The sequence below is a fragment of the Vibrio sp. 2132-1 genome (genome assembly GCF_033344315.1).
In genome coordinates this window covers 70,485-93,485 of the sequence record NZ_JAWPON010000016.1, presented here as the reverse complement: position 1 = coordinate 93,485, position 23,001 = coordinate 70,485, and the positions used below count along the sequence as shown (strand labels likewise).

The window sequence follows — 23,001 nt, the reverse complement described above, 5'->3', positions numbered from 1 at the left end:
TCAAACAATTTGGCATTCAGTCTTCAATACAAGGGCTCTTCGGAGCCCTTTGTTTTTTCTATAACCAAATCGAGGTAAAGCGTGTTATCTGAACGTGCCGCACAAATGGTGATTTTCTCCGCTCTTCTTAAACACAAAAGCTTCACAGCTGCTGCAAAGAGCTTAGGCGTGTCGGTGTCTCATGTGAGTAAACAGTTGAGTCAGTTAGAAGCGTCTCTTGGTATCAAGCTTGTTCAACGCACTACGCGAAGCTTTACGCCGACTGAGGCAGGGAAAACCTTTTTTCATCACTGTGAGCAAGTGGTACAAGCGGTGAGCAGCGCCACATTAGAGATGGAAACCCAGCGGGATGAAGTGGCAGGTTTGGTACGTCTTGGGTTGTCGCAATCATTTGGTACCTTACACATTATTCCAGCGATTCAAGAGTTACGCGAACTGTATCCTCAACTTCAAGTGGAAGTACATCTGTTTGACTATAAGGTCGATATGTTAGCCGAAGGGCTCGATTTATGGGTAACCAACAACGAGCATTTGCCTGAAGGTTACATTGCGCAGCGTTTGACGGATTGCCAGTTTGTTGTTGCGGCATCGCCAGATTACTTATTGAAACATGACACGCCAACAGAACCGGATGACCTATCTGCTCACAACTGCCTCATATACAGAAGCTGGGAGCGTGACTATACGGGGTGGGCGTTTACCAAAGATCAGCAAGAATTGAACGTAAAAGTCTCGGGTAACTATTCAGTAGATCTGGCAGAAGCCGTTCGGGATGCGGCTATTGCAGGTTGGGGTATTGCCTACCTTGCCACTTACTTGCTGGGTGATGAGTTCAGAACGGGTAAGTTAATACAGCTGTTACCTGATTGGAAAGCCAGCCAGTCGATGCCGTTTTATGCGGTATACCCAAGCCGCCAGCATATGCCAAAAAAAATATCCGCAGTGATTAACTTTATCAAACAGAAGATCGGCAACCCTTGTCATTGGGACCAACGTTTGGCGCCTTACATCTCTATTCCTAAATAACAGGATCAATGACGTTGTAGAACGACACATAAGGTGATTCACTTCACAAAAATTTTTCCTGAATCAGAAACATATTTTCCATATGGAAACAATTAAAATAAGCAAACGTTTATCTTCAATAAATTCAATTGGTTATTTTGTTGGTCAGTTATTGGTCGCTTAAACTTTTCACACTGTTAACATCCTCAACTTGCAGCATTTTGAGTCCGCTATACAATCCGGTGCCTTCTATATCCCCCTTCTGTCGGATTCATTTTATGAACTCAATTATTGGTATCGTAGCCATACTATTCCTAGCATGGCTACTTTCTACAAATAGAAAAAATATAAAGCTGAGAACGGTGTCGTTTGCGTTTGCTTTGCAGGTACTGTTTGCGTTGTTGGTTTTATATGTACCAGCAGGACGAGATGCGCTGAATTCAGTGAGCAGTGTTGTGTCGAATTTGATCAACTATGGTCAAGAGGGCATTGCGTTTTTATTCGGTAATTTGGCGACAGGGGGCTTCACCTTTGCGATCAATGTTCTGGGTATCATCGTTTTCTTCTCCTCTCTTATCTCAGGTCTTTATCACATTGGTGTGATGCCAAAAATCATTAACTTTATCGGTGGTGGTATTCAAAAGCTGCTGGGTATCGGTCGTGCTGAGTCTTTGTCTGCTACGGCGAATATCTTTGTTGGCACCATTGAAGCACCATTAATGGTAAAGCCTTACCTAAAACACATGACTGACTCGCAGTTCTTTGCAGTTATGACAGGTGGTTTAGCGTCAGTTGCTGGCGGAACGTTGGTTGGTTACGCATCACTGGGTGTCGACCTCAACTATCTTATTGCTGCTGCATTTATGTCGGCACCTGCCGGCTTGTTGATGGCAAAAATTTTAATGCCAGAAGATACGGATAAAGCAGCAGATATCGACATTAGCCAAGTTGAAATTCCACGTGCAACCAACGTAGTAGAAGCATTAGCCGATGGTGCCATGGCGGGTGTACGCATTGCTGTATCGGTCGGTGGTACGTTACTGGCGTTTATTAGTGTCATTGCAATGCTAAACGGCATGTTAGGCTGGATAGGTGATCTGATTGGGACACCATTAAGTTTTGAGCTCATCCTAGGTTTTGTGTTTGCGCCAGTCGCTTGGTTGTTGGGTATACCATGGCAAGAAGCAACCACAGCAGGCTCGCTGATTGGTAACAAGATTGTGGTGAATGAGTTCGTCGCTTTCATCCAGCTTGCAGAAGTGAAGTCTCAACTTAGTGAACACTCACAAGCAATCGTGACGTTTGCTTTGTGTGGCTTTGCAAATATCTCAAGCATGGCGATGCTGATTGGTGGGTTGGGCTCTTTGGTACCAGAAAAGCGTGCATTTGTTTCTAAGCATGGTTTCCGTGCGATTATCGCTGGTGTCATGGCGAACTTAATGAGCGCTTCTATTGCGGGCGTGATTTTAAGTCTGTAATTGAAATAGATATCAACAATTAGCAAAAAGGCTCCTTGCGGAGCCTTTTTCGTATCTGAAATTTACGTTATTTGTCTGTGTGGAACTGTTCGCAAGCGAGCATCGTGTTCTCAATTAAACTTGCGACGGTCATTGGGCCAACGCCACCAGGAACAGGAGTAATAAAGCTCGCACTTTCACGTGCTTTGTCGTATTCCACGTCGCCAACTAGTTTGCCTGAATCAAGACGGTTAATACCGACATCGACCACCACTGCGCCTTTTTTAATCCACTCACCAGGGATGAAGTTAGGTTTACCAACCGCAACCACGACAACGTCAGCTTGACGCACATGACTCTCTAGGTCTTTGGTAAAACGGTGACATGTTGTTGTTGTGCAGCCCGCAAGCAGCAGCTCAAGTGTCATTGGACGACCAACAATGTTTGATGCGCCAACCACAACCGCATGCTTACCACGTAGCTCAATGTTGTAACGGTCGAGTAGGGTAATGATGCCCTTTGGCGTGCAAGAGCGAAGCTTTGGAATACGTTGCGCAAGACGGCCAACGTTATAAGGGTGGAAGCCATCCACGTCCTTCTCTGGGTGAATGCGCTCTAAAACATGTGTTGTGTCTATGCCCGCAGGAAGGGGTAATTGCACTAGAATGCCGTCAATTTCATCATCATTGTTTAGTTCATCAATCAGCGCTAGTAACTCTTCTTCTGAGCTAGACGCAGGAAGGTCAAAAGACTTAGAAACAAACCCAACTTCTTCACATGCGCGGCGTTTGCTACCAACATAAACCTGAGAAGCAGGATCTTCACCAACTAGAACCACTGCTAAACCAGGAGCACGTAGCCCAGCTTCAACACGTGCTTTAACACGTGCAGCCACTTCGGATCGAACAGTTTGGGAAATGAGAGTTCCGTCTATATTTTGAGCAGTCATGACTTTCCTTATAAATTAAGAAGGCAGATTATCTGCGGCGCATTGTCGCAGAATTTCTTATTAACATCCATACGCAAACGTTTGCTTTGTGGTGTTTTTGAACATTAAGCGTTTTAATGGACTTTTTTTAGGCATTCAGATCAGAATGTTATGAAAACCCGTTGATTTACCCGTTTGAACTCGTATAATCCTGTCCCTGTAGCGCGCCCTTAGCTCAGCTGGATAGAGCACGTCCCTTCTAAGGATGTGGTCATTGGTTCTTATATTAGGTTATTTCTGGTGTAATGAATCAATATGACTGACTAATGGCTTTGTAACCTAGTTTGGTGCAATGAAGCGTATAAACAATTTGAATTTCGTTTTTTAGCTAGATATAGTTGAAAAGCAAAATAAAGCGCCCTTAGCTCAGATGGATAGAGCACGTCCCTTCTAATTGGCTAGATTTCTCTAGCGTTCAGATTGGGCCTCTTTTTGGAAACGATAAGAGTGTAAGACGTCAAATTCGGGGAAACCTTACTTTAGCGAGTTGGCAATCCCGAGCCAAGCCCAATAATATTGGGAAGGTGTAGAGACTAGACGGCGTCTACCTAACGCTTTTAAAGCTATGGTAAAGGTATAGTCCAGCGCACGAAGCCTTAATAGGTGGTAGCGAAAGCTATAGTGTGACGAAGGATGTGGTCGTAGGTTCGAATCCTACAGGGCGTGCCACTTTGAAGAGCCAGTATCTATTAATTTAGGTACTGGCTTTTTTGCATCTTGTTAGACCGAAAAATTCATTTCTAACACTGAGATCACAAACTGTATAAAAACACAGTATTCATCGCACCATTATCGATTTTTTGTAGTAGGATATACGGAGATTGAGGTTAATTTATTGGTGCAATGGGAAGTGGCTAGGAAAACAAAAAATATTATTAAAAGAGAACTCACCACCCCAGAAGGTGTGATTTTTTATTCATTTGTTTCGAAAACCACAGGTTCAATTGTGGAGCTTGAGGAGCATATAAATAATCTGATATTGAGTAGCCAGCCATACAACACAGTCAAAGCGAAGGCTTCAGATTTAGCTAAGTTCTATGATTTTTTCATTGAAGCATCAAATGCACTACACACGCAGGCATTTCAGGAAGAGCTTACGAAAAAAAACCATTACTCCTCTGTTTTTCATTTAAGAACTACTCTGAATAATATTTTTAAAGCTTATCCTTCTTTTCTTATGGATGGAAAAAACTCAGACAACCCACTTGCCAGATCGTGCGCTGTAAATCTAGATTCAACCCCTCTTCGTAGAACATCTGCTAAACGCATGATTTCAAGCATGTGTGATTTTGTAACTGCATCAAACGCCCTTGAATACAGCATAGTGCAGCAGAGAAAGACGGATGGGCTTATTAATGTAGATCAGCCATTTACTGCTGTTGGTGAAGAACTCGGCATGGTGAAGGAGTTATCATCAAGTCAGCGTAAAGCGCTGATTGAGAACTCATACTTAGCAGGCTGTATTTCGGGCGGCGCGAAGGTCTCGAAAATCAAAAACTTTTTCAAACTGCCCAGTGAGACCAAAAGCGAGGAGCCTAAACACTTTCCGATGGATGCCATAGGGCAATTTCTCTTAAACACCAAAACTCATCGTGACAAATGTTTGTATGCACTCTGCTTCGGTGGAGGGCTAAGAATTTCTGAGGCAGCCAAGGTGCGATTTTGTGATTTGGATGTAATCGAGGAAGAGGTTAAATTACACGATGAAGGAATAATTAGTTACCTTGAAGCTATTGATTATAAGACAAAAAGAGGAAAATCAGTAGATCACTATCAGGTAACTTTTATAGAGCCTTTTAAATCATTTTTCTTTGAAGAATTAACAAACTATTTAGAGCACGAAAGACCAGAGTCAAATTCTAAGTATGTCTTTTTACAAAGTCGGGCCACTAAAAATAAGCAGACTGAACTACTCGAATATCAACCCTACTACCGTTCTGCAAAGAGCAGCATCAAGGAAGCTTGGGACTCAAACCTTAAGAGAGCTGGCTTAAATACAGACCCAAGGTTTGATTCACTTAGCACTCATTCAATGCGTCACTACTACGGTGATTTCATGATCAATTACGCTCCTAACCCTAGAGGTGGTAATGGTTACTCGCTTTTGGAAGTCCAACATTTTATGAGACACGCAGAACCAAAGAGCACAAAGATTTACACCTCGCGCATTGACATTGAAAAAGTGCGCAAGGACACAGAAAAGATGAATGAAGTGCTACGGGAAGCAATTCAATCTGGAAGCGATCAAAACTTTATCTCAATAACAAATCAGGTTCACGATATATGATTTTCCTAGAGACCTTTACTCGGGAGCGCTTTAAGTCTCTCCTAGTTGAATTTAAGTCTAAGCTTAAAGAATATTGCAAAGAGGCTTACCCACCTGAATATCAAACAAATTATAGAGGTGCTAATGACGGCTCTGACCTCCTTCTTTCGGCATTAAATAGAGAGTCAACTAAGCAACTTGACGAAATTAAGTGCTTTTTAACTAGCTGCGAAGAGCTTGTTATAAAGGAATCCCGAGGTGACGGTATCGGGGGGAGCGTGGGTGTACTTGACAATTTAATACCTTGGGTGTCAAAGCCCAAAGCAAACGATACCTATAACCGATTGCATAACTTGCGTCTATTTTTGAGCTTTTTGGCCTTGAATAAGGTAGTTAGGCTAAATTATATGTTTGGCTCACACCCTAAAGCGCTGAGTGTCGCGGAGCGGATTGCTTCCACAAAATTAAGGCTCTTTATGCCTGCAATTGCTAATGATTTGTGGCTGTGCGCGACCAAGAATCGCTTTAATAAAATAGGGGAACATATTGAAAGCGCCCCAATTATTACCCACTATTCTGATTACACAAAAAGTGTCGGTACAGATACGATTAATCAGTCTTTTAAAAGGCTGGCTGATGTTGTCATTTCGAATGGAATAACTGATCTTAGTGAACTCAATAAAGATATTCTCTTAGATTATCACAATGATCTCTTTGAGTATTACAATGGTGCGCCGCCTGCATATAATATTAGGTTTGCGATTGATTTCCTCGTTGAATGCGGACTTATTGCAGATGCTAAATTTCATGACGAATTTAAACGCATTCCTAAAGGCAATATCAAAAAGGCAGTGTTATCTTCAGTAAGCGTCCACCCAGCTAAAAACAAGCTCGCTCGCACCTACATCGGAGAAAATGTTCAAAATGCTGAAGAGATTGTAGTTTCTAGGCTAGATAAGAATACCATTGTTGATTATGGGTACTGGTCTGATTCTGGTGGTAGTGATGTTAACTTTTTCACTGAAAATCTAGATCAAAGTAATATTTGGATTGCTGCTCAACAAGATTATATTCGAGCTTCTTCAGTAGAAGCTGGGACTAAGAAGCAGAAGAAAAACCGTTTGAGTATATTAAACAAATACCTCTTCTCTTATCTACCTGCATATTTTAATTCTAGTCTTTCGGGAAAATTCACTTATCCCGAAAATCCAAATGAATTTATACATAGTTTGTATGTGCAGAGAAGTAACGTTTTCGAACTGCAAAATTCTGATAAGTTCGGAGATGGTTTTCAGTATCCTGTTTCCTTACAACAATTTGTCTACGATATGACAGGTGCAGCTAGCAAAGCCAACACCGAGGGTAACAATAGTGGCAGGGATGCTTTGGTTGTTATCAATGCCTTTTTTGATTACCTGACTGAGTTGGACTCGGGCATTGCTGGCGAATTCAGAAACCCTTTAGCTGGTAAAGCAAAAGAAAAGGTTGGTAGAAAGTATACCAAAAACAGGAAATACGTTTTCAACCTCACTTATTGGTTGGGGTTGCGATCATATGCCATGGCAGTTACTAATCGGATACTTGACGACGTTCTTAACGCATTAAAGAATGGTGAAAATTGCAAACAATTCATCCATGTTCCCGAGGCAATTAATATTGATGGTGGCGATGAAAATACCATGGTCATTGGTCGGGTATCGCTAGAGTCAATAACGAGAGTAAAACTTACCAAAGACGACAGTGTGATTTACGCAAGCGGCGTCAAAGACACTAGTGTTTATATAAATAATCACATTCCATGGGCAATGATAACGCTGTTTTTGCACTCTGGACTGAGAAGATCTAATGCCCTTTGGTTAGATGAACGAGATTGTTTTTCTTATATTGTGGAAGGTGCGGAATATCAGGAGATCGTGGTCTCGACGGATAAGGCGAAAACAAAACCATATAAGGTTTTGGTTCCTAATGAAGTGGTGAATGTATTAAAGAAAGTTGTTGAAATAAAACAGTTCGCAGCTAAAGCTAACCACAAACTAACAGAGGCAGTGCCTTACAATAATGATGAGGATTCAAAATGGGGGGATATCTACCCGATATTCCAAATTAAGGACTATCACGCTGATAGTGCTGTACCGCACTGTTTCTCAGCGATAATTAATGAATACGAGAGCTTTTTAACCAGAAACAACGTAAGTTTCGATCCAACAACTATATATGCCCCTCAGTTGCATTACGCTCTTGATGAATTCGTCTACTTACGTGAGCATGGGGATATTGACACTAAATCTTGCGAAATATTAGTCAAGTATCTACTAGATCCTGAATTGGTGAAGTTTATCCCGCTGGAAAAGAAGACATTAGTTACTCCACACTCATTACGCACTATGACTGATAGCGTGTTTGCGCCAATTGTTGGCGCAAAGGTGGTTGGTAAGCTATTGACTGGTCAAACAGAATCTACAGTCGGCTACTATACAAAGTTGTTGCCAGATAGTGCATCTAGAGATTTTATTAATCAAGTTGCGTATCTTGTGTCAGTGTCTAGAGAGGATGGTGGTTTAGTGACGGTGTCTGAGTCCCAAATTAATCAGGAGAGCTTTGAAAGTGATCTTAACAATTCACCCCAGTCTACTATCAGCAAATACAATGCACAGTCGGTCAACTTTACATCGCCTGAAGATGATGTAAAACCGCTCAACGGGTTAGCTGAGTTAGGGGCGGCGGATCACAGCAACATTGCTTATTTCCGCACACATATCTGCCCTCTCGGTGGAAAATGTCCAAAAAAGGTTGTTACGGAAATCGGAGAGAAACATTGTTACGCCTGTCCTCTAACGGTAGTCACTAACAACCATCTCCCAGCCATTGCTGCTACCATCCGCGCTTTGTGCGATGACATTAAAAGCATCAATACAAAGCTGGATTACTTTAAAGATACTATGTATGAAACTGAAGGAGAGGAGTTGGAGCGACAGAAGATTCAATATGTAGTTGAGGCTTCGTATTGGTTAGCCCGAAAAGATATTGCAGATCAATCTAATAATGGCAAAAATTCATATTATGTATCGGACGAAGGCTTGGAGCTAATGCACGAGATTAAGCCACTAGATGCAACCGAGCAGGCAAAGCTATTATTACGACTCAAAGAAACTGAGGGAGTACCTACACTGCAAACGCAAACCTTATCTAATCAAGCAGCAAGATTGAGAAGGAAAGTCCAAGTGCTATCTAAGAGTGGATGGGATGAAGCCGATGAACTAACCGATATTGAATACCTAGCTCAATTGTTTAATCTTAAAACTGATATTAGAGGCATAAGCAATGAAGATAAAATGAAGATGCTTTTGCTTACCGAGGGGTGATGTTTTATGGCTGGTTTAATTGATGAAAAAGTAGAAACTGCAAAACGCAGAACTGAGATGGTTAAAGAAATCCTCTCAGATCTTGCGAAGTCCGATGCTAGCTTTAAATCTGCTAGAAAACTTTCGGAGTACGTTGCGTATAAGATGACCAAAAAAGGAGAGCGCATAGATAGCTCAACATTGAGACGTAAGGATTCAAAATACAAAGAGTTAATTGATAACTATGTTGGAAAGAACTCTAGCTCAAATGGAGAGGCTGACAACGTAGCAAAAGACTTAAAGTTAAGGCGACAAACAAAAAAAATTGAAGAACTTGAGGCTCTTATTAAAGATAGGGATCGAGAGTTGGACGAAAAAGAGTCTGAAATTGAAATCGTGCTTATCGAATTGCGTCAGGAGAAAAACAAAAGTTTGTCTGCAATAGCTCCTCCTAAGGCATCTACATATAGCAAGAGCGAACTAACCAAGGCCCAGTTGACTATCGAGGATCAGTCAAAGCAGTTGGCACAGCTAGAGGAAGTCAGTCGTCAACTAGATTTGGCGTGCAAAACTTTAAACCAGATGATGAAAGACTCTCACGAAACATACGTTGTGGAGGAGGGACAATATAGGGACAAGGTAGGTGGTAACAAAGTGATGTTTCACCGAGGTAACCTTGAGAGATACTTTTTCCTATATGGTTCAGAGTAGGGATCGTACTTTGTACAATAACGTATACTTTATTAGACATATGTAAAAGCCACGAACTCGTGGCTTTTTCTTGTCTATTAAATTCACTTTTTCATTTCTTTTACACTTGTCCAATAAAAGCTACGAATTATTTGACGTTTGTTATGAGATTTATTACTGTGTATTTATACAGTAGTGTAGGGGTTGTGTTTCATGTCAGCACAGCATATTGGTTATAAGCGAGTATCCACTGATGAGCAGAATACTGGACGACAACTTGAAAGTATCAAACTTGATAAAGAGTTCGTCGAAACGGCATCTGGAAAAAGTTCAGATAGACCAGTTTTAAATGAATGTCTTTCGTACTGTCGTGAAGGAGATCAACTCCACGTTCATTCTATCGACAGGTTTGCGCGGAGCTTACATGACTTAGAGTCCCTTATTCGGGATTTTAATTATAAAGGTGTCACCGTGACCTTTCACAATGAAAAGTTGTCGTTTTCTAGTGGTTCTGACGATCCGATGGCAACTCTCACATTGCAAATGTTAGGTGCATTTGCACAGTTTGAGAGAACCTTAATTAAGAAGCGGCAACAGGAAGGATTTCGAGTCGCGAAAAGCCGTGGTGTTAAATTAGGTCGTAAACCAACTCTTTCGGAAGATACGATTAATGAAATCGAGGTTGCGTACAAGGAAAGGAAAGAGTCTGTAACTCAAATGGCAAAAAGGCTTGGAGTGTCGAGGGCTACTATTTACAACGCTCTGAAGTTAAACAGGAAAAGCTAATGGCTGACGGTAAACAAGAATCTATTGCCAAATTCTTCGCTTGGAAAGAGTCTACTACAACTCAAGAATGTAAGAATATATGGGAGAATGGTCAGCTCAATAGGGTTGAATTGTCAAAAGTAACAGATATCACCCGATCTGCATTCTATCAGAATAATACCCTTAAAGAGCTGGTAAAAGAATATGAAAAAGAGCTGCTCAAAAAAACGGGTTTCTCTTCAAAAAGTAAAAAATCGAATGAAGCGCGAACTACTAAGCATACAGACACTAAACCCAGAAGCACTGATATAAGCAAAATGGTAAGGCTTGAGGCTCGAATTCAAGAGCTGGAGTCCCAAAATTTGCAGTTGAAGGCAAGGCTTGAACGATATGCCGAGCTTGAAGAGGTCATCTCGCAAATGGGGGGGATTTTATGAGAACACTAAATGATAGCCGCTATCGCTATTATGTTCGTATTACTTCCAGTTACGGCTTAAGAGATGGCTCGTACAAGTTCTCTGGTGTTTTCGTTAGAAGAGAAGCTTACGATAACAAAATACCCACTGCGTCAAACGCTGTAGTCGAAATACTTGAGTCCGTAAACGCCGAGCCTTGTGTTGGTCAGGTTTGGGAGATTAAAGGTTCCTCCAGCAGCTCCGTTATTAGTACAAACAATAACTATGAGATAACCCAATTTAAATTTGTTAACCCAGAAGTAGCCATGATGGTGATGCCAGAGTCGCTGGAAGAGTTCTACAAATTTATAGGTAGTAACAATCAATTTGAGGGTATTGGTGAAACGACAGCAAGGCGTTTGGGAGAGAGGTTTGGGATTTCGCTACTATCCATGATGAAGTCGGGTGAAATACAGCCTATCGCCGAATTTCTTACACATAAGAAAGCAGAGTCATTCCTAAAAGGGTTCCGTAAGTACGAGAATATTCAGTTTGCTATTGAGTTTGCAAAGCTAGGCATCCCACAGCTTATCCAACAAAAGCTATTCAAACTATACAAGAAAGATGCGTTCGAGCAATTAAAATCAAATCCTTATCTACTCCAAACTTTTGGTTTGTCTTTAGAGCAAGTAGATGGAATAGCAATTAATTCGTTTGGGATAGACGAGTATGATAGACGTCGTCTAATTGCTCTTGTTGAATATGCAATGAATATGCACTGTAGTAATGGTCATACTGTAATAGAGTTGGACTTTTTATGGGACTACATATTTAAGTATACCAATGATGAAGGTATCGCTGAAGAAGCGATCAGGAGTGCAAGTTCATCGTTGGGGGTCTACTACAATCTTGATAGCGGATTAGTTCATCACACTGGACTGTATGTGATGGAAAGCGTCATAGCAAAAAGAATCAAACACCTTTTAGGTTTAAGTGAGGCCCGACCAAACGGCTCAGATGATGCTTATCAGCATGTCATTAAAAATCTTTCTTTCCAGTTAAATGAGAAACAAGACAATGCTCTGAACCAGAGCTTGAATAACCGTGTATTTGTGCTGACAGGAGGCGCTGGTACAGGAAAGACTACTCTCCTTCAAGCGGTTGTGGATACTTATCTTAGGCTTGACTTTAAGGTATTCGGATTGGCTCTGAGTGGGCGGGCAGCAAAGCGATTACAAGAATCCATAAATATTAGTACCTATACAATTCAACGCTTTTTAATGTTGAACGATCTTGATATTTCAGCAAATGATTCAATTGTATTGTTAATTGATGAAGCCTCGATGATCGATGTTCCTAGTCTCTACAAAATAGTGATGAAGTTACCACGAGATAGAGATGTACGTCTTATTTTTGTTGGAGATGAAGAACAGTTAGCACCTATCGGCTCTGGGTTGGTTTTATCTGAGTTGATTGACTCAGGTGTTGTTCCGAGAGTGCATTTGACCGAGGTGCGTAGGCAAAGTAGTACAACGGGAATTCCTTGTTATGCGAATGAAATACGTAATGGTCGTATTCCTAAGTACTTTAGTTACAAAAATATTTCATTTGAGGAATGTAGTCGGGGCGACGTTGTTGGCCGAGCTGTAGATTTATATATGGAATCTGGCCGAAAAGCACAAATTTTAGTCCCAACGAGAGTGTTGGCTGATGAGATAAACTCTCTATGTCAGGCGGTTAGCAATCCGTATGGTAGGAAGCTTATGATTCGAGGGATTAATGGGGATGATGACGATTTGGGGATTCGAATTGGTGATCCTGTTATCTTCACGAAAAATGACTATAGAGCGGACGTGCAGAACGGAACTCTGGGCACGGTTATCTCCCTTTACGATAGGGAGGATAAGAGTGTCCTTGCGAAGGTGAAAATTGATACAGGTGAGACAGTTTCTGTCACATATTCGATGATTGATAATCTTGAACTCGCTTATGCTATAACGTTACATAAAGCTCAAGGAAGCCAATTTGAAACTGTAATAAGTCCCATAGTACACAGCAGGATTATTGATAAATCTTGGGTATATACGGCGATAACAAGAGCGACTACGAACATGTTCTGGCTTGGAAGTGAGCAAATATTGAGAAACTCAATTATCTCTAAAACCAAGGCGGCCCATCGACAGGTTTACCTCTCTAATCTTCTTCAAAAAGAGTATTTATAAACATCAATGTTTAGGTGGCAGCGATCCCAGAATCACCATGGTTGGCTTGAGCATTGGGCTGTATTTTAACCGATTTGGCGCTTGCGATCCTAAAAGCACCATAGTTTAGGGCATCGGTGTACCTACAATCACCAGTGTTATGCGATCCTAGAATCTCCATAGTTAAGTGGATGAGGTTACATTTCAGTCGATTTAGCGCTGTGATCCTAAAAACACCTTAGTTGAGGTCATCGGTGTTCCTATAATCACCAGTGTTAGGGGCAGCGATCCCAGAATCACCATAGTTGGGCTGAGCATTGGGCTATATTTCAACCAATTTAGCGCTGCGATCCTAAAAACACCATAGTTGAGAGCAGCGGTGCGCCTATAACCACCAGTGTTTGCTGATAAGCGATCCTAGAATCACCATGGTTGGGATGAGCATTGGGCTATATTTCAACCGATTTAGCGCTTGCCGATCCTAAAAACACCATAGTTGAGAGTATCGGTGGGCCTATAATCACCAGTGTTTGCTGATAAGCGATCCCAGAATCACCATGGTTGGGGTGAGTATTGGGCTATATTTCAACCGATTTAGCGCTTGCGATCCTAAAAACACCATAGTTGAGAGTATCGGTGTACCTATCATCACCAGTGTTGGGCGATAAGCGATCCCAGAATAACCATAGTTAAGGCTGATTGTGGGTTATATTTTAGTCGATTTAATGATTGCGATCCTAAAAACACCATAGTTGAGGGTATTAGCGTACCTATAATCACCAGTGTTCTCAGATAAACTCAAAATTTTCACTAGTGAAAATTGCAGCGGCTTAAACAGTTCCTGAGGGACTTCAAAATTAGGCCATATAAAAAGGCAAGGGAAAACCTTGCCTTTTTAGTTACTTATACCACCCATCAGCTAGCACTTCTGCTTGATCCAGAACCAGCTTAATCGCCTCTTCAGCCGCATCAGGTGGGTACTTCCAACGACGCAGTAAACGACGTACAAGGTTGCGCATACGAGCACGGACACTCTCACGTTTCTGCCAATCTACCGTTGCGGACTTACGCAGTTGGTGAGTGAGTTCAATGGCTAGTTGACGAAGGTTGTCATCGCCTAGGGTTCGCACAGAAGCTTCGTTGGTGACCAATGCACGGTAAAACGCTATTTCATCAGTAGATAGGTTGAGCTTATCCATCATCTCAGCGTCAGCCTGCATCTCTTTAGCCCACTGGATCAGCTCTTCAATTACCTGCGCGGTTTCAATGTTGCGATTATGATATTTCTGCAAAGTCGACATAATACGGTCGGAATATTTCTTTTCCTGCACTACATCGTTTTTCATTCTTGCTTTCACTTCGTCGCGCAGCAGCTTTTCTAGCAGCTCTACGGCTAAATTCTTCTCTTTCATATTGGCGACATCTTCCAAAAACTCAGGAGAGAGCAAGCCAATATTGGGCTTATCTAAGCCAACGGTTTTGAAGATGTCATCGACTCCATCTGCCACAATTGCATTGTTGAGGATCTGGCGCAAAGCAGAATTGCGTAGTTCGTCGCTGCGTTTCTTGTCAACAGTAGAATGTTTTAAGAAGGCGGTCTTGATAGCTCCGTAAAAGGCAATCTCGCTCTTATAGCCGTCTACTTCATCCAAGGTATTACACAGTGAGAAGGCTTTCATAAGCGCTGCCATGACATCAAGGAAACGGCGTTTACCATCACGAACTTCTTCGCCTTTGCTGTTGCGGTGTGAGAGACCAGATATATGGTTCACGGCTCCCGGAAGCAGTTGCAGTGGTTTGGTTTCAAAATCCGGACGATAGTTTAATACATCACCATCTACGGGCGTAGCAAACATGCCACGAATGACATCTATTTTTTCCATGAAGACAGCAAAAGCTTCGGCAGTGTCGACAGTAGGCTGACCTTTCCCTTGACTGTTGGTATAGGTCTTGAGTGCGTTTTTAAGCTCATTGGCAATACCAATATAGTCAACAACCAAACCTCCGGGCTTGTCTTTAAACACGCGATTCACACGCGCTATCGCCTGCATCAGGTTATGACCTTTCATTGGTTTGTCGATATACATGGTATGGCAGCAAGGCGCATCAAAACCTGTTAGCCACATATCACGGACAATTACTAATTGCAGTTCATCACTGGTGTCTTTATAACGTTTCTCGAAAAGCTTCTTGGTCTTCTTATCATGGATATGAGGCTGCATTTTGGCTTTGTCGGCGGCACTGCCTGTCATGACGATTTTGATCGCGCCTTTGTTTGGATCATCGCTATGCCATTCGGGTTTGATAGCCACAATGGCATCGTATAAATCCACGCAAATCTCGCGACTCATGGCAACGATCATAGCCTTGCCCGGAAAGGTTTCACAGCGAGTGGTAAAGTGCTCGACCAAATCTTGGGCAACTTGTTTGATTCGTGGCTCCGCACCGACCAGTTTCTCAAGTGCTGACCACTGTGATTTTATCTTCTCGCGACTTTCCGTTTCTTCGTCTTCGCCAATTTCCTCTTCGACCTGATCGTTAAGTGCTTCGATTTCATCTTGATTAATATCGAGCTTGGCTAAACGAGATTCGTAATAAATCGGCACAGTTGCCCCATCATCCACCGCATCTTGAATATCGTAGATAGATACATAGTCACCAAAAACACCACGAGTATCTTTGTCATCTAGTGATATTGGCGTACCTGTAAAACCAATAAAAGCAGCATTCGGCAAGGCATCACGCATGTATTTGGAGTAACCATAGACATAACGCTGATCAATCACATTTCCATGCTCGTCTTTGACATCAACAAGGCGAGCTTTATTGCCATACTGACTACGATGCGCCTCATCGGACACCACCACGATATTCGAGCGTTCAGAGAGGATAGGATGTGCCATTTCTTCATCGAGCAGCGCAAATTTTTGTACTGTTGTGAAGATGATGCCACCGGACTGACGATTTAGAAGTAAATCGCGCAATGCATCGCGGTCGGTTGCTTGTTGCGGGATTTGCTTCAACGTTTCTTGAGCCATGGTGAAGGTATTAAACAACTGACCATCTAAGTCATTACGGTCAGTCACCACCACTAAAGTTGGGTTATTCATCTCCGGCTGTTGAAGTAACTTACTCGCGTAGCAGACCATCGAAATGCTTTTCCCGCTGCCTTGGGTATGCCAAACCACGCCTGCTTTTTTGCTTCCGGGCACCACCGTATTGGCATAGTTGGCTCGTGGTTCGGTGACTTGGTCAGAGGTTGTGGCCGCGATGACAGTTGCTTTCACCGCAGCACGCACGGCATGGAATTGGTGATAACCTGCGATTTTTTTGATGATCTTGTCGCCATCATTTTCGAACAATACGAAGTAGCGAATGTAATCGAGCAGCAATTCTGGCTTAAAGAAGCCACGCACCATGGTCTCTAATTGGAATTCGAGTAACGGCTTATCGTCTTCGTCCTCGATGGTTTTCCATGGCAAAAAGCGCTCTTTATTAGCCGTTAACGAGCCGACTCGCGCCGTCCAGCCATCAGAAATGACAAGCGCTTCATTGAACACAAAGAGATCAGCGATTTCTTCTTTGTAAGTTTGGATTTGATTGTAAGCATTCCAAATGTCGGCGTGATCATCGGCTGGGTTTTTCAGCTCTATTACTGCCAAAGGCAAGCCATTGATAAATACCACGACATCTGGTCTGCGATTGACCTTGGTGCCTGTAATGGTGAACTGATTGACTACTAAGAATTCGTTATTCTCATGGTTCTCAAAATCAATTAAGCGAACATGAGTATGTTTGCTCACCCATTGTTCTTGCTCCATCACAGAGTATTCAACGGGCACACCCTCGATTAAATATTGGTGAAAGAGTTTGTTGTTTTTGATAAGTACAGGCGTTTGCGGCGTGGCAACGGTTTTCGCTACTTCGATTAAGGTGTCACTGGGTACATTAGGGTTTAAGGTTTCCAAGGCAGACACTAAACGCGCCTGTAGAGTGACTTGCTGATAGTTTTCACGCTCGGGTGTGTTGCCATCCGGTGCGATGTCATAGCCATTTTTGTATTGGTAGCCTAGCTCTTTAAACCAATCGAGGCATTGTTGTTCTAGTTGGTCTTCAGTAATCATTAAGCCTTTATCCTTATTATTTATTCCATGCGCTCTTAATCAACCGTCCGGTTTGGTTATAAATGCCTACTTGCTCAATGTAATGGTGGAAATCACTATTTTCTGAAACTATCCGGTTTGCCGACTGCCAGTCTACGTTGACTCTCTCTTGAGCTGGGATGAGTATTTGGCTATCGAACAAAGATTCGGTGTCGAGAATAAGCACCCCAATTCCGTGTAAACTCGACAGCATTTGCAGCTCACCCTCAACGTCACTATTTAAGCCTGTAGCAACGAGGTAACCGAAATTAGCCCAACTAGAATTCGATACCGCTTGGAAAAAGTATTTTCGTACATTGTCTTTGGTAAGATGTTTCTTCACCTCAAAAGACCAAAGTCGAACCGAGTTGTGATTACCGCTGCGTACACAGCTTCTCACAACTTCATCCCCACCTTGGTCGAGCGGCTCTAGCGCCACAACAGCGGGACGTAACCAGTGATTGCCACCGTTGCTATGAGAATTTTTAGATTTACGCTCGTCAATCCGCTGACAGTAAAGACCCAGATTCTTACTGAGGTACTCAATCAACATTGGGTAGAGATCCTGCTCCCAGTAGTAAACTCGTGGTCTTGGTTTGTCACGAGTGGCTACATTAGGACAAATCGCTTTCGCTCTTTCTGTTCGTTTCCCACCAATTTCTGCCGTGAGCTGGGCGATAAGCTTTTCTTCGGTCTTGTATCGCGGGTTTTCTTGCTTCTCAGCGATTTCTTTTGGATATCGAAGCACAAATTCTTTGGCTAAATCCCGAGCAGTAAACTTCTTTTCGGGGTTCGCCTTGAGCGTTTCGATAATCATTTCTACTCGGCTAGCCATTACTCGACCTCCGCTAATTCTTGAGCCTGTCCTAACTCGATTTCGCCGGAAAGCAATTTAGGAAGCAAGGTGTCACGTAGCTTTGCAAGTTCGATATTTTGGTTGGAATGGATCATATCCATCATCGGAGAAACTTGCTTAACAAAGGCGTCCAATACTTCTTGTGAAGGAACCACTACATGTTCAGCTTCCAAAAAGTACGTTGTTTGGAAGTTACTGATACCTGTGCTTTGGTTTTGATACTCCCATGTTTTTCCTGCTTTGTACATCAACTGGAAATGAACAGCCAATAACAACCCAACCTCATAGTTCACAGGCTGAAAACGGCGACAAAAGCTCGCTGGTTCTGATGGTAGTTTCAATCGTTTCAGTATGTTGTCTGAAATAAATAATGAGCGACCAGTCGGTTGATCCTTACTACCTCCAGATACCTCAATAACGATATCACCACGCTCCAGCTTACGAGTTTTTAACTTCTTAGCCTCAACAAACCTAACTGGAACAGACTCAATAGCTCCGCCGTGCAGTTTTGGAATATCAGTTCCGCGCACAATTCGCACTTCTTCAGTGTGTTTTGCGTCAGGTTCTTCTTTGCCCCAGTCACCACCAATAGTTTTCGATAATAGCTTTCCAACAGGAACTAGCTGCCAACCTTCAGGGATTTCCCCCATATCTGTCTCAACGAGCTTTTCGGGGAATCGTGAGGCAGTAGCAGCATCCATTCCTTCCGGTTGTTCGCCATTCATTTTGGCTTTAACCGGATCGAAATCGACAAACCATGATTTAAAGATGGCGTGCGCCATTTCTTCTAAGGTTTGGTTGGTTTTGGAATTTAGAATCACCTTCTCATCAAACTTTCTGGCTAAATCTGCTATTTGCTTACTAGTTTGATAATCAACTTTTGGGCATGGAAGTGACTCAATGGTTTTACCGCTAATATTAGCTTGGTTGGCACTACCAGATGAGTTAGAAACTAGGTAATCTTGACTTTGAGGTAACGACAGCCAATAGAAGATAAAATCAAGATGAACACTATCCTCATCCAACAAACAAATTCTGCCAACTCGTTGATTAATCCACGAATCAGGTTCGTTTTTCCAAACACGAGCCACTCGTCCAACTAAAGAGAGAGGTGCGTTCGGCCCAGAGCCTGTCATCGATATAAGTACATCACCTTCTTTAACTTTCCAGTTTTTTGTACTTTCGGCTATCTCATCTGATACATATGCTGGTTCTGCATAATCAACAGTACCAAATCTTACATTTTTAATTTTTAAGACTTTATTTTTACTGAACTCAATAAAGTCTTTGCTTTTATAAGCATAGCCACCCTGAACTTTTATATATTTACCCAGAGTAGTCATCTCAAAGCTCATAGCCCAACCCCGCTAGGTTCTTCTTGATCTCAGCCTCTAATATTGCAGATTCAGCAAATTGCTCACTTAACTTATCGGTTAGTGTTGCCATCTTCTCACCAAATGGAACTCCATCATCTAACTCTTCTGCTGCACCAACATAACGCCCCGGAGTCAATACAAAATCGTGTTTCTTAATCTCTTCCAAAGTTGCCGATTTGCAGAAGCCAGCTTGGTCTTCGTAAGCCACACCATTTATTTCCGCACCCGTTTTCCATGCATGGTAAAGGTCAGCGACTTTCTGGATATCATCTTGGGTAAAATCTCGAAGCACACGGTCTTTCATGTAACCAAGGTTACGCGCATCAATAAACAGCACTTCGCCTTTGCGATCACGCAGCTTACGACCTGATTTATCGGTACGTGCTTTTTTGTTTTTGGTTAAGAACCAGATACAAGCAGGGATCTGAGTGTTGGTAAACAGTTGTCCCGGAAGCGCAACCATGCATTCCACCAAATCGTTCTCGACCAAGGCCGCACGAATTTCACCTTCGTTGTTGGTGGTTGAACTCATCGAACCATTGGCAAGTAACAAGGCTTGAGAACCATCTGGTGCAAGGTGGTAAAGCATGTGCTGCATCCACGCGAAGTTGGCGTTCCCAGATGGTGGAGTGCCATATACCCAGCGAGGATCATTATCATCGACACCTGTATTCCACTCTTTCATGTTGAAAGGTGGGTTAGCCATGATGAAGTCAGCTCGTAAATCAGGGTGTTGGTCGTTGGTATAGGTACTGGCTGGCTCCTTACCAAAATCGTAATCCAAGCCACGGATTGCCATGTTCATAGCCGCCAGTTGCCATGTGGTGTAGTTATACTCTTGACCGTAAATCGAGATTCTTTGTTTTTGTGTTAGTGGGTCAATCTCTTTTTGGTTAGCGCGACGTTCAATAAATTTCTCTGATTGCACAAAGAAACCGCCCGAACCCATTGCAGGGTCATACACACGGCCTTCAAACGGCTCAATCATCTCAACAATCAGCGAAACGATTGATGCTGGCGTATAGAACTGACCACCTTTCTTACCTTCAGCAAGAGCAAACTGGCCTAGGAAGTATTCGTAAATATGACCAAGAATATCTTTGCTGTTAAGCGACTTATGATTGAATGGGATGGTCGCAATTAGGTTAATCAGTTCATTCAGTTTTGCCTGATCAATTTTTAGCGATCCGTAGTGCTTGTTGAGGACACCTTTAAGCTTCTGGTTATCGCGCTCAATGCCTTCCAGCGCGTTATCAATCAGATGTCCAACAGAAGTAATTTTTTTCGTCTTACCATCAATAACCAAATCGGCACCACCAATGACCATCGGGCCATTGTCTTGCAGGAATTTCCAACGGGATTCGGTAGGCAACCAAAACACGTTTTTCTCTTTGTAGTAATCGCGCTGTTCCAGCTCAATTGCGATTTCTTGTTCAAGTTCTTCAGCCGTGTAACCTTCAGGATCGAGGAAATACTCGTGGTCAGGGTTGGCAAAATCTTGTTTTAGCTCTTCTTGGCGAAGCGTGAAGGCGTCAGACACGTATTTAACGAAAATTAAGCCAAGTACCGCATGTTTGTATTGTGAGGCATCGAGTGACGCACGGAGTTTGTCTGCGGCTGTCCAGAGCTTGCTTTCTAGCTCTTTGAGGAATAGTTGTTCTTGTTCGTTCATTGCTGATTTCTTGAATTCGAAAAATTTACCTTATGATACCAGTAACTAAGCAAACTTCCTTGAGTTCTGCCTTACTTAACAGTGATTTTTATGAAGTAAGGAGAACATTATGGCTGCTTGGAATAAAGGAAAAAGAGTTGGGCAGAAAAAGCGTTCAAATTGGAAGACATTTGTCGCATTCGAATTCGGTTGGAGCTTGAGGAACGGTTATTTGAATTGGCGCTGTTTAACCTTGCCATCGATAGCAAACTCAGAGCATGTGACTTGCGTAACCTAAAGGTACAAGACGTTAGCCGCAGTGGCTGCGTGATGTAACGAGCGATTGTGAAGCAGCAGAAAACCCATCAAGAAGTGCACTTCGAGATCACGCCTAAGACCCAACAAACCTTATCTCAATGGATTATCCTGAATGGTCTGACACCGACCGACTACGTATTCCCAAGTCCACGCCGTGAAGGGCAACCAATCTCTTACCATTACTACACGACTATGGTTAACCGATAGGTGACTGATATCGGTTTAGATAAAACTCAATACGGCACACATTCGCTACGCCGTACCAAGGCTTCTTTGATCTACACCAAAACCAAGAACTTACGTGCTATCCAGTTACTTCTTGGACATGCTAAGTTAGAAAGTACTATTGAATACCTTGGTGTTGAGATTGAAGATGCGCTAAGGATTTCGGAGAGTTGTGAGACGTGAGGTATATACATCAATTTATACAGCCTCTAACTCAGCATTTATCAAAGTAGATACCAAACTTACCGCTGTACTGCTTTCCAGCATAGAAGTTGATTTGATGGTCTGCTATCACGTTCTTGACTAAGTTAATATCCGATTCATCAACTTTGCACCCAAAATATACCGCTTTCAAAGGTGCAGGCCATGGGTGCAATTTATTACCATTTTCAACAATATGACGCCATTCTTGTTCATATTCCCAATGCTTTGACTTTGAATAAAGTATCCGCTTCTTGTTTGACAGAGTTGCTGCACTATCCAGCAGAGACTTAGGACTCAATGTTGGGTGGTTATCCGTGTAAAATATAGGCTGTGTAGAATCAAAATCAGCTAGTAGTTCCCCATCTTTGCGCTCAAACTCTAAACACATACCCTTATGGTGTTCTGCATAATGAGACCACATTAGAAGGTTCTTATTGCTATCAGCTAGCGACAGAATTCCTAGCTCTTCAATACCCCGTGTAAACTGGCCCAGCTCACCCTCTAAAGACACTTTCTTCTGCACAATTGCATCTGACATACCTTTGCCAAAGATTTGCTGTAACTTTGCTGGATCAGTTTCTTGTACATATGAATGTAACCTGCCTGTTACGTGAAAGCGTGTATCAAATGGGTCATTAAAGCCTGCTGGTTTCGAATACCACATTTTCTTTTGCGCGAGAGCATTTAACTGATTCTTTCCGATGGGGCAGTATTTATAAAGAGATGTAACTTCTGGGTGTTTCATGTCTAGCTCATATTATAATGATTACACTGTTCCATGATGAGACTTTTTCATCTTAAATCATAGCGTTTAAACGGCTTTATGTGACCAAACAACTAACTCGCTTTTGTCCCGATGAGTGCCTGAAAGCTCGGAATCCTGTCTCATTGATTCAACCCAAGCAGGCTGAATCAAAAGCTGTATATCGGTGTGTTGGTATAATGTTCAAGAACGTTTATCGTAGATTAATAAGTATCGTAAAACCCTCAAAAATATAGCCCATTAAGGTGACGATCAACGCTCAATAAAAGCCACTGTAAACCACCTTAACACCCTAAACGTAAGCCAAAACTGCCACTCGTTGCGAATCTGCTTGAATTGTTAGTCTTTACTATCCCAT

General features: G+C 42.4%; 14 protein-coding genes and 1 pseudogene. 9 read left to right on the top strand and 6 right to left on the bottom strand.

Features of this window, described 5'->3' with window-relative positions:
- Positions 1-81: 81 nt before the first annotated feature.
- Together R8N47_RS17875 and R8N47_RS17870 are read left to right on the top strand one after the other, a co-directional pair.
- Positions 82-1,026: a LysR family transcriptional regulator gene (locus R8N47_RS17875; RefSeq protein ID WP_017634801.1), complete on the top strand. Its 945-nt coding sequence runs from the start codon at positions 82-84 to the stop codon at positions 1,024-1,026.
- Between the two features lie 257 nt (positions 1,027-1,283).
- A complete protein-coding gene (locus tag R8N47_RS17870; RefSeq protein ID WP_005382298.1) occupies positions 1,284-2,483 on the top strand; it encodes a NupC/NupG family nucleoside CNT transporter in 1,200 nt (399 codons plus the stop codon).
- A gap of 67 nt (positions 2,484-2,550) precedes the next feature.
- Here R8N47_RS17870 and folD read toward each other — a convergent pair whose 3' ends face one another.
- Positions 2,551-3,411: a bifunctional methylenetetrahydrofolate dehydrogenase/methenyltetrahydrofolate cyclohydrolase FolD gene (gene folD / locus R8N47_RS17865; protein WP_005382297.1), complete on the bottom strand. Its 861-nt coding sequence runs from the start codon at positions 3,409-3,411 to the stop codon at positions 2,551-2,553.
- Between the two features lie 877 nt (positions 3,412-4,288).
- Here folD and R8N47_RS17860 point away from each other — a divergent pair.
- The 6 genes from R8N47_RS17860 to R8N47_RS17835 all read left to right on the top strand — a co-directional run bounded on the left by R8N47_RS17860 (position 4,289) and on the right by R8N47_RS17835 (position 13,129).
- On the top strand, positions 4,289-5,737 hold the full coding sequence (locus R8N47_RS17860; RefSeq protein ID WP_025794891.1) for a tyrosine-type recombinase/integrase: 1,449 nt from the start codon (positions 4,289-4,291) through the stop codon (positions 5,735-5,737).
- Positions 5,734-9,078, top strand: a complete 3,345-nt coding sequence (locus tag R8N47_RS17855) for a hypothetical protein (RefSeq protein WP_025794889.1) — start codon at positions 5,734-5,736, stop codon at positions 9,076-9,078. The genes R8N47_RS17860 and R8N47_RS17855 overlap by 4 nt, the downstream gene beginning before the upstream one ends.
- A 6-nt stretch (positions 9,079-9,084) precedes the next feature.
- A complete protein-coding gene (locus R8N47_RS17850) occupies positions 9,085-9,768 on the top strand; it encodes a hypothetical protein (RefSeq protein WP_029796793.1) in 684 nt (227 codons plus the stop codon).
- A gap of 192 nt (positions 9,769-9,960) precedes the next feature.
- Positions 9,961-10,533 (top strand): recombinase family protein, encoded by a 573-nt coding sequence (locus R8N47_RS17845; RefSeq protein WP_318070332.1) that lies wholly within the window; start codon positions 9,961-9,963, stop codon positions 10,531-10,533.
- Positions 10,533-10,949: a hypothetical protein gene (locus tag R8N47_RS17840; protein WP_318070333.1), complete on the top strand. Its 417-nt coding sequence runs from the start codon at positions 10,533-10,535 to the stop codon at positions 10,947-10,949. Before R8N47_RS17845 ends, R8N47_RS17840 begins: the two co-directional genes overlap by 1 nt.
- Entirely contained in the window at positions 10,946-13,129 is a 2,184-nt protein-coding gene (locus R8N47_RS17835) for an AAA family ATPase (RefSeq protein WP_318070334.1), read from the top strand. The genes R8N47_RS17840 and R8N47_RS17835 overlap by 4 nt, the downstream gene beginning before the upstream one ends.
- 878 nt (positions 13,130-14,007) lie before the next feature.
- Here the strand turns inward: R8N47_RS17835 and R8N47_RS17830 are convergent.
- Genes R8N47_RS17830 through R8N47_RS17815 form a run of 4 tightly spaced genes read right to left on the bottom strand, consistent with a single transcriptional unit; the run spans position 14,008 to position 21,154 of the window.
- Positions 14,008-17,232 carry a type I restriction endonuclease subunit R gene (locus tag R8N47_RS17830; RefSeq protein ID WP_318070335.1) on the bottom strand — a complete coding sequence of 1,075 codons (3,225 nt, stop codon included), beginning with the start codon at positions 17,230-17,232 and terminating at the stop codon, positions 14,008-14,010.
- 16 nt (positions 17,233-17,248) lie between these two features.
- On the bottom strand, positions 17,249-18,085 hold the full coding sequence (locus R8N47_RS17825) for an HrgA protein (protein ID WP_318070336.1): 837 nt from the start codon (positions 18,083-18,085) through the stop codon (positions 17,249-17,251).
- Complete coding sequence (locus R8N47_RS17820; protein WP_318070337.1) at positions 18,085-19,461, bottom strand: restriction endonuclease subunit S; 1,377 nt, start codon at positions 19,459-19,461, stop codon at positions 18,085-18,087. The genes R8N47_RS17825 and R8N47_RS17820 overlap by 1 nt, the downstream gene beginning before the upstream one ends.
- Positions 19,451-21,154, bottom strand: coding sequence for a class I SAM-dependent DNA methyltransferase (locus R8N47_RS17815; RefSeq protein ID WP_318070338.1), 1,704 nt, complete (start codon positions 21,152-21,154; stop codon positions 19,451-19,453). Before R8N47_RS17815 ends, R8N47_RS17820 begins: the two co-directional genes overlap by 11 nt.
- A gap of 109 nt (positions 21,155-21,263) precedes the next feature.
- On the opposite strand from R8N47_RS17815, the pseudogene R8N47_RS17810 reads away from it, so the two are divergent.
- A pseudogene (locus R8N47_RS17810) lies at positions 21,264-21,859 on the top strand (tyrosine-type recombinase/integrase).
- 31 nt (positions 21,860-21,890) lie between these two features.
- Here the strand turns inward: R8N47_RS17810 and R8N47_RS17805 are convergent.
- Positions 21,891-22,625 carry a DUF2971 domain-containing protein gene (locus tag R8N47_RS17805; RefSeq protein WP_276451647.1) on the bottom strand — a complete coding sequence of 245 codons (735 nt, stop codon included), beginning with the start codon at positions 22,623-22,625 and terminating at the stop codon, positions 21,891-21,893.
- Between the last annotated feature and the right edge of the window lie 376 nt (positions 22,626-23,001).

Coding starts and splice junctions, on each gene's coding strand:
- R8N47_RS17830 (WP_318070335.1), bottom strand. CDS start 17,232: ATGATTACTGAAGACCAACTAGAACAACAATGCCTCGATTGGTTTAAA.
- R8N47_RS17835 (WP_318070334.1), top strand. CDS start 10,946: ATGAGAACACTAAATGATAGCCGCTATCGCTATTATGTTCGTATTACT.
- folD (WP_005382297.1), bottom strand. CDS start 3,411: ATGACTGCTCAAAATATAGACGGAACTCTCATTTCCCAAACTGTTCGA.
- R8N47_RS17825 (WP_318070336.1), bottom strand. CDS start 18,085: ATGGCTAGCCGAGTAGAAATGATTATCGAAACGCTCAAGGCGAACCCC.
- R8N47_RS17820 (WP_318070337.1), bottom strand. CDS start 19,461: ATGAGCTTTGAGATGACTACTCTGGGTAAATATATAAAAGTTCAGGGT.
- R8N47_RS17845 (WP_318070332.1), top strand. CDS start 9,961: ATGTCAGCACAGCATATTGGTTATAAGCGAGTATCCACTGATGAGCAG.
- R8N47_RS17815 (WP_318070338.1), bottom strand. CDS start 21,154: ATGAACGAACAAGAACAACTATTCCTCAAAGAGCTAGAAAGCAAGCTC.
- R8N47_RS17850 (WP_029796793.1), top strand. CDS start 9,085: ATGGCTGGTTTAATTGATGAAAAAGTAGAAACTGCAAAACGCAGAACT.
- R8N47_RS17855 (WP_025794889.1), top strand. CDS start 5,734: ATGATTTTCCTAGAGACCTTTACTCGGGAGCGCTTTAAGTCTCTCCTA.
- R8N47_RS17870 (WP_005382298.1), top strand. CDS start 1,284: ATGAACTCAATTATTGGTATCGTAGCCATACTATTCCTAGCATGGCTA.
- R8N47_RS17840 (WP_318070333.1), top strand. CDS start 10,533: ATGGCTGACGGTAAACAAGAATCTATTGCCAAATTCTTCGCTTGGAAA.
- R8N47_RS17805 (WP_276451647.1), bottom strand. CDS start 22,625: ATGAAACACCCAGAAGTTACATCTCTTTATAAATACTGCCCCATCGGA.